8 protein-coding genes are annotated in these 8489 nt (G+C 32.1%); 5 read left to right on the top strand and 3 right to left on the bottom strand.

The annotated features are described in order from the left end of the window. Positions 1–43: 43 nt before the first annotated feature. Both ACOYLP_RS02810 and ACOYLP_RS02815 read left to right on the top strand, forming a co-directional pair. The gene (locus tag ACOYLP_RS02810) at positions 44–259 is read left to right on the top strand and encodes a putative signal transducing protein (protein WP_422854656.1); all 216 of its coding nucleotides are present in this window, start codon (positions 44–46) and stop codon (positions 257–259) included. Between the two features lies 1 nt (position 260). After that, a complete protein-coding gene (locus ACOYLP_RS02815; RefSeq protein WP_422854657.1) occupies positions 261–563 on the top strand; it encodes a hypothetical protein in 303 nt (100 codons plus the stop codon). Here ACOYLP_RS02815 and ACOYLP_RS02820 read toward each other — a convergent pair whose 3' ends face one another. After that, positions 564–1817: an MFS transporter gene (locus tag ACOYLP_RS02820; RefSeq protein ID WP_422854658.1), complete on the bottom strand. Its 1254-nt coding sequence runs from the start codon at positions 1815–1817 to the stop codon at positions 564–566. A gap of 222 nt (positions 1818–2039) precedes the next feature. On the opposite strand from ACOYLP_RS02820, the gene ACOYLP_RS02825 reads away from it, so the two are divergent. Then, positions 2040–3674 (top strand): ABC-F family ATP-binding cassette domain-containing protein, encoded by a 1635-nt coding sequence (locus ACOYLP_RS02825; RefSeq protein ID WP_422854659.1) that lies wholly within the window; start codon positions 2040–2042, stop codon positions 3672–3674. 3 nt (positions 3675–3677) lie between these two features. Here the strand turns inward: ACOYLP_RS02825 and ACOYLP_RS02830 are convergent, their stop codons facing one another. Beyond that, a complete protein-coding gene (locus tag ACOYLP_RS02830) occupies positions 3678–4502 on the bottom strand; it encodes a DUF6929 family protein (RefSeq protein ID WP_422854660.1) in 825 nt (274 codons plus the stop codon). 253 nt (positions 4503–4755) lie between these two features. Next, positions 4756–5793 carry a T9SS type A sorting domain-containing protein gene (locus ACOYLP_RS02835; protein WP_422854661.1) on the bottom strand — a complete coding sequence of 346 codons (1038 nt, stop codon included), beginning with the start codon at positions 5791–5793 and terminating at the stop codon, positions 4756–4758. Positions 5794–5911: 118 nt separating this feature from the next. Here ACOYLP_RS02835 and ACOYLP_RS02840 point away from each other — a divergent pair, with 118 nt between their 5' ends. Together ACOYLP_RS02840 and ACOYLP_RS02845 are read left to right on the top strand one after the other, a co-directional pair. After that, positions 5912–7285, top strand: a complete 1374-nt coding sequence (locus ACOYLP_RS02840; RefSeq protein WP_422854662.1) for an MATE family efflux transporter — start codon at positions 5912–5914, stop codon at positions 7283–7285. Positions 7286–7395: 110 nt separating this feature from the next. After that, a complete protein-coding gene (locus ACOYLP_RS02845) occupies positions 7396–8301 on the top strand; it encodes a prohibitin family protein (protein ID WP_422854663.1) in 906 nt (301 codons plus the stop codon). Positions 8302–8489: the final 188 nt, after the last annotated feature.

Here is an 8489-nt window from a genome sequence, read left to right on the forward strand (position 1 = left end):
TAAAATAATTAACTATAAACTAAAAACAATAAACCTAAAAAGAATGGGCTTAATAAAAATATTTTCTGGAGAAGAAATTCTAGCAGTAACCTTAAAAGAAAGATTGGAAGAATCTGATATTAACGTTGTTATTAGGAATAACAACCAAGCCAATGTTCTGCCAAGTATACAAACGGCAAAAGCTGTTGAGTTATTCATTCAGGAAATCGATTTTGGAAAAGCAAATCCTGTTATTGAGGAATTTAGGATGAGCATTTAAGGTGAAAAAAATCATCAGAATATTACCTTTTTTTCTTTTCATAGTAATACTTGATCGTTTTATGTTTTTGCCCGGTAGAATGGATGCGACTTGGCAATATGAAAAAGGAATTAATATGGGAGATCCAATTACATTCGACAATATTGAAATCATCAATAATTTTGAAATTCAAATTCAGAAAGCCGGAGAATTAAATGAGTGTTATCTTTTGGGATGTTACTTTGGTAACTTGTATTTGCTTGATTCAAAATCGTTAAAATACACAAAGTATATGGAATTAGAAGAAAACATTTTTCTGAATTAACTATTTATCTTCGATCAATTCGTCTTTGGCTCGGGTAAAAATCTTCAAGCGACTAACCATGATGGTAATAAATATTCCAAAAATGCCAATAATGGCAAATGAATATTTCAAACTTGTTAGTTCTGCAATAAATCCTATCAATGGCGGACCAATTAAAAAACCTATAAAACTAATACTCGAAACGATGGTTAGTGCAATACCTGTAGGTACTTTTTGATTGTTTCCTGCAATATTAAAAATGATCGGAACTACATTGGAGACGCCAAAACCAACTCCCATAAAAGCAATGGTGCACGGAATTAAGTAGGGAAATAAAATGGCACTATATAATCCTGCAGAAATAATAATACCACTTACCATAAGCACTTTTTTGACACCATATTTATGTACTAAAAAATCACTCAAAAATCTTCCAGAAGCCATGCTAACCATAAATGTAGTATAACCCAAAACAGCCAGTGCGCCAGGGGCTTTAATTATATCTTTAAAATAAACACCGCTCCAGTCAAACATAATCCCTTCACTTGCCATGCCACAAAAGCAAATAACTCCCAGCCAAAGTAAGTTTTTATCAGGGTTTTTGAAAAATGAATAATTGGATTTCGTTTCTTCCTGAATGGATTTTGCATTGATGATATACTTATAGTTAGTACTAATCAGAAGAATCACAAAGATTAAAGCTATAGAAAAATGCTCTAATGGACTTAATTCAAAAGCAAGCATCATAATTCCGACTAGAGCACCAAAAAATCCGGCTAAACTCCAAGAACCATGAAACGAACCCATAATTGGTTTGTCATATAATTGTTGGGTGTAAACACCTTGAGTATTTACTGCTATGGTACAAAAATTACTAACGAAACCAAATAAGAATAATCCACTAGCTAATTGCCATTCCGATTTTGCAGCTCCTAACAATGGTAGGCAAATTGCATAGCTTAATAGTCCCAAGATTGAAATTTTACGACTACCATATTTGGTAACTATTTTACCAGAAATAGGCATCACTATTAACTGTCCGACAGGCAAAGCAAAAAGCAACGTTCCTAATTCGGCTTCGCTCAATTGCAGTATTGATTTAATGTCCGGAATCCGACTTGCCCATGTAGAAAAACAAAATCCCATTCCGAAAAAGAATAAAGATGTAGCCACACGAACACGAATCAAATAAGATTTTTTTACTTTTTTATACCCTTTTTTAATTTTGGCTTTAGGCAAAATTTTAGATAAAAAAGTGTAGTCTATTAAAGGCATAAGTTATGGCTTCTGAATTGGTGCTTAAAATTAACCAAATCTTTTTTGAAACTAAAGTTTTTAATTGATGTGCCTCTGAAATAGATTAATTACAACGTTATTGTTATTAAATTAGTTCGTTTTCAAATATTCAAATCATCTCATTTCCAAATAAGGTTTTTAAACTATCTTTGCGACCTCAAAAATAAAGAAGTCTAATAATCTAATACTCTAGCAATCTCAATGATTACTGTAAACGATATAGCTGTTGAGTTTGGCGGCACAACTCTTTTCAGCGATGTAACTTTCGCTATCAACGAAACTGATAAAATTGCCCTTATGGGTAAAAATGGCGCCGGAAAATCGACACTTTTAAAGATTGTTGCTGGAGAGAATAAGCCTTCTCGTGGCGCAATTTCTGCTCCAAAAGAAGCAGTAATAGCCTATTTGCCTCAGCATTTACTTGCTGCAGACAATTGTACCGTAATGGAAGAAGCGTCAAAAGCTTTTGCTGAAGTTTTTAAAATGCGTGATGAAATTGATGAAATAAATGAGCAGTTGACTATTCGAACTGATTATGAAAGCGATGAGTACATGAAGTTGATTGAAAGAGTTTCTGATTTAAGTGAAAAATTCTATGCTATTGAAGAGGTTAATTACGAAGCTGAGGTTGAAAAAGTTTTAAAAGGATTAGGATTTGAAAGAGATCATTTTAATCGCCCAACTTCTGAATTTTCCGGTGGTTGGAGAATGCGAATAGAGTTGGCTAAAATCTTGTTGAAGCAACCTGATTTGATTTTGCTTGATGAGCCGACTAATCATCTGGATATGGATAGTATTCAGTGGTTGGAGGATTTCTTAATCAATCAGGCGAAAGCTGTAATGGTAATTTCACACGACAGAGCGTTTGTTGATAATATTACCAATCGCACTATTGAAGTAACAATGGGTAGAATCTATGATTATAAAGCCAAATATTCACATTATCTTGAATTGAGAAAAGATAGAAGAGTTCATCAACAAAAAGCGTATGACGAACAACAAAAAATGATTGCCGATAATCAAGCTTTTATTGATCGTTTTCGTGGGACTTTTTCAAAAACTGATGCTGTTCAATCACGCGTTAGAATGTTAGAAAAAATTGTCCCTATAGAAGTGGACGAAATCGATAATTCTGCATTAAAATTGAAATTTCCTCCTTCAGTTCGTTCTGGGCAATATCCTGTAATTGTTCGTGATTTAGAAAAATCGTATGGAAACCATTTGATTTTTAAAGACGCCAATATGGTAATTGAACGAGGTCAAAAAGTGGGTTTCGTTGGTAAAAACGGAGAAGGTAAATCCACTATGATTAAAGCAATCATGAAAGAAATTGAAATAAATAGTGGAAGCGTTGAGATTGGACATAATTCGCAGATTGGTTATTTTGCTCAAAATCAGGCTTCGCTGCTAGATGAAAATGCAACCATTTTTGAAACGATAGACAACATTGCTGTGGGTGAAATCAGAACTCAAATAAAGAATATTTTAGGCGCTTTCATGTTTCATGGTGATGATATTCAGAAGAAGGTAAAAGTGCTTTCGGGTGGCGAAAAAACGCGGTTGGCTATGATAAAGTTATTATTGGAACCAGTTAATTTATTAATTCTGGACGAGCCATCTAACCATTTGGATATGAAGACAAAAGATATTATAAAAGAAGCTTTAAAAGACTTTGACGGAACGCTGATTTTGGTTTCTCACGACAGGGATTTCCTTGACGGATTAGCTACTAAAGTTTTCGAATTTGGGAATAAAAGAGTAAAAGAACATTTCGAGGACATTAAAGGATTCCTTGCGCACAAGAAAATGGAAAGTTTAAGGGAGATAGAGAAATAAAACTTATTTATCTATGACTAATTTATAAATATTGGTTTCTAAAACTTCGCTATCATTATCTTCACAAAGCAGCAATTCTATTTGAGTTGCTGTTTTTTTGTACAAGGTCAATCCTTCAAATTTATGTTTGTTACTAATTTGAATTGAGTTTATCAGCTTCATGGTTTTCAAATCTATAGTTCCAATGATGCTTCCCATAACTTCACCGTCATCATAAGTTGAGGTTGTGTCTTCTGCAGAAGCTAGAAAGTAGATTTTATCTTCTACAAAAATAGCATCCGTAAATGTGGATGATACATTTTTTATTTTGGGTAAATCAAAAGGGACAAATTTAAATACCCGGTTTACTATATCTTCATTAGAATAGATGATTCCATTTTTACTATTTATACCATTACCTCTTTGAAATAAGTACATGATATTATTTTGCTGAATTAAACCTTCAATATTTAATTCTTCGTCCTTTATTTCAAGTTGTGTTTTTATATCTTGAAAAATAATACTAAAATCTTTTTGGCTAAGTTTTTTTGATGTTAGGTTATATCTAACAACTTTATTTCGACTTTCGGTAGAACCTGAGCCTAAAATATATAATTTGTTTTCCAAAAATGAAATTGACTCAAAATCGGGTTTGTCTTTCTTAGAAATGTTTTCTTGAGGATAATCAACAAGTGGGATTTTGTTCAGTTTTTCGTTAGGAATATTGTATTCGTATAGAAAAGTACTATTATCCGAAATAATATAAAGCAAATTATTATGATATAGAAGTCCAGATGCTGAACCTATGCCAATGATTTTAAAAAGTACGCTGAGTTGAAATTTTTCCATTAGTTTACAAATATAAACACTTGAATTATAAATCCAGATGATTATAGAATAGTAAATAAAATAGAATAGTCAAAAAAATCAAACTTAGTTAAATATTAAATCCAATGATGATGATAAAATGAAGAATTAAATTAAACTTAAACAAAATGAGTTCGATAAATATCGAACTCATTACTATAAAAATTAATTATAAATTTCTCTTAACTTTTGGATAAAGTCTATTTTCAGTGTCTTTTTTTGAAGTATTTATAAACTATTTTACTACGATTTTTTGAGTAAATCTTTGATTGCTGCCACTTTTTATTTCAACGATATAAACACCCGAGTTGTGAATAGGATTAATAGCAATATCATTTATGTTTTCCTCTAATGAAATTGTTTTAGTATCTATCTTTCTACCTTGGATATCATAAATATTTAAAATAGCATTTTCTAATGTTATTCCTGATTTAATATTTAAAACACCATTATTTACTTCATTACTAGAAATTGCAAAAGTGTTTCTATTAAATTCATTATTCGATAAGTTAAAAGTTAAAGTTTCCCATGTTGTTGCAACACTAACAAGACTTACTTTCCCCGTTGGCATTCCAGCTGGACCCGCATTTTGTCTGAAACTCATCCTATCAATGTTTCCCGATTGGTCATTTCCTGCAAAATTTGTGGCTGATGCTGTATTTCCTGATTCTCCGGCCGCATAATTGGCATTTGCATATAATGTTATAGTATCATCATTTACACCTGCTGCTTGAGTGTATTTAAATATTAATAAATAATCAGTGCCATAGTTATAGGAATTGGCAGTATAAACTGTTGGATTTGCTGTGTCGCCTTTTCTAATTCCGATGCTATAGGTGGAACCACTTGTAGGCTGAACTAGCATTCGGAAAGTAGTAGTGAAATTACCACCACTTAACACTCTAAAAAAATCAGTAGATGTTCCTGCAGTAAAACTAGAAATATTGATTACCATTCCAACGTATAAATTTCCGTTTGACGTAAACGGAGTAAATCCTCTTCCACATCCATCAGTATCAGGAGTTAAACTAAACGCTTTTGTTGAAGAACCATAACCAGTTGCTAATATATTCTGATCGACAACTCTTGCATTTTGACATATTGCACCCGTGCATGGACCTAAGCCACCAGTGAAAGAAGAGTTATTCGTCCAAGCCCCTTGACCGCTTAATTGGGCATTCGAATTGTAAGTAGCAAAAGAATCTTGAAAAATATTTTGAGCATAGGTCAAGGTTACTGTTAAGGTAAAAATTGAAAGTAAAAACTTTTTCATTATTTTAATTTTATAATTGATGATTTTTTGCAAAGTTATTTATTTTTATAATTTTAAGAATTGTTTAGCGATAATTTTATAAGAATATTGAGCTACTTTTACAATCAATTTTATAAAAATGAATTTAACTCAATATACAAAAGAGTTCTCGTATAATATTAGATTAGCGTATCCTGTAATTATCGGAATGCTTGGTCATACTTTAATTGGTATTGTTGACAATATAATGGTTGGTAAATTAGGCAGCACTGAATTAGCTGCCGTTTCTTTGGGTAACAGTATGATTTTTGTAGCCATGTCGCTCGGTATCGGATTTTCAACCGCTATTACCCCAATCGTTGCCGAATCAGATGCTGAAAACGATATTTCAAAAATCCGTTCTGCTTTTTATCACGGTTTATTTTTGTGTACAATTTTAGGAATTTTGCTTTTTGGGTTAGTGCTTTTGGCTAAGCCAATAATGGAGTTATTACACCAACCTAAAGAAGTAATAACATTAGCAAAACCTTATATAGATTGGGTTGCTTTTTCATTGGTTCCATTAATCATTTATCAAGGATACAAGCAATTTGCAGATGGACTTTCTATGACAAAGGTTTCCATGTATGCAATTGTCATGGCTAATATTCTTCACGTTATAATCAATTATCTATTAATTTATGGTATTTGGATTTTTCCAAAAATGGGAATTCTTGGAGCAGCTTTAGGAACAGTGATTTCCCGTATTGCTATGGTCATTTTTATGCACAACATTTTATCGCGAAAAGAACAATTAAAACAATATTTTCAGAATTTCAGTTTTAATGAAATTAAGGAAAAAATGATTCGAAAAATTATCAATCTAGGTTTTCCCTCGGCAATGCAAATGCTTTTCGAAGTGTTATTATTTACCGCTGCCATTTGGCTTTGTGGTACTATTGGAAAGACCAGTCAGGCAGCGAATCAAATTGCGTTGAGTTTGGCATCAATGACCTTTATGGTTGCCATGGGTTTGAGTGTGGTTTCGATGATAAGGATTAGTAACTACAGAGGGTTAAATGATTATAAGCAATTAGTTATCGTTGCTCGTTCCATATTTTTACTCGCAATACTTATCGAAATTTTGTTTGCTGTAATGTTTGTGGCACTGCACCAAGTTTTGCCATATATGTTTTTAAATATGGAAATCCAATCTCAATTATTAGACAATCAGGAAGTAATTGCTATTGCCGCCAAATTGCTTTTAGTTGCGGCAGTATTTCAAATTTCTGACGGAATGCAAGTGGTGGTTTTAGGAGCGCTTAGAGGTCTTCAGGATGTGAAAATTCCAATGTATATTACTTTCGTAGCTTATTGGATTGTTGGGTTTCCTGTTTCGTTTTATCTCGGAAATTATACTTCATTCAAAGCTGTTGGTGTATGGATTGGATTATTTGCTGGTTTAACAGCTGCAGCCGTTTTTCTGTTCATGCGATTTCATTTTCTGACGAAAAAATTGATAATTGATAATTGATAATTGATTTTTTATTAAACTAAAAAGTATAATTCGAAACTCACAACTCGAAATTGTAACTTACATTTAATAGTTGCGTATAACCACCGTATAATTTAAAAACTCAGAAAATGATACTGTCACTTATAATTGGTGTTATATTAATTATTATCAGCTTTACACTTAAAGCAAATGAAAGTCCACTTTCAAAATTTTCAAATCTTTTTAAAATCTTAGGTTTTGTTGTAATCCTTATCGGATTATTGTCTTCTGCTTTTAAACAAATAGATGCCGGTAAAGTAGGCGTGAAATCGTTATTTGGTAATGTGCAATCGGATGTTTTAGAAAGCGGTTTGCATATGGTAAATCCACTAATAGACATTACCACTTTTGATATTCAAACCCAAAACTATACGATGTCAGTTATTCATGATGAAGGAGCTAAAGAGGGTGACGATGCTATTCGAGTATTATCAAATGATGGATTGGAAGTTATAATTGATTTAACCGTTTTGTATAGAGTTTTACCTAATGAAGCGCCAAAGATTTTAAAAGGAATTGGAGAGAACTATACCGATAAAATTGTTCGTCCTGTTACTAGAACGCGTATTCGAGACAATGCAGTTTATTATGATGCTGTAGCATTATATTCTACTAAAAGAGCTGAATTTCAGCAACGGATTTTTAAAACGATCGAAGCCGATTTTAAATCAAGAGGCTTAGTGTTGGAGCAACTACTAATTCGAAACATTAATCTTCCTACTTCCGTGAAAACTACGATTGAAAGTAAAATTAATGCAGAACAAGAAGCTCAAAAAATGATTTTTGTATTGCAAAAAGAAAAACAGGAAGCTGAACGTAAAAGGGTAGAAGCCCAAGGAATTGCTGATTATCAAAAAATTATTTCATCCGGCTTGACCGATAAACAATTACAATACGAACAAATTAAAGCGCAAAAAGAAATAGCGACTTCGCCAAATGCCAAAATTATTTTTATGGGAAAAGGAAGTGCGCCAGTAATTTTGTCTGATAAATAAAAAAAATGAAAAAAGAGAATAGAAAATAGATGATAGACTTTTGAATAAGTTACATATTTTTGTCTTTAATCTATTCTCTATTTTCTAATATCTTAAAATTATGCAATTACCAAAATTTTTACTAGCAGATAACTCTGATTTACCCGAAGATATTTTTGTTATTCACCTTGATTTCCCTCGTTTTATAA

The sequence above is a fragment of the Flavobacterium sp. genome, assembly GCF_049318325.1.
Lineage (GTDB): Bacteria > Bacteroidota > Bacteroidia > Flavobacteriales > Flavobacteriaceae > Flavobacterium.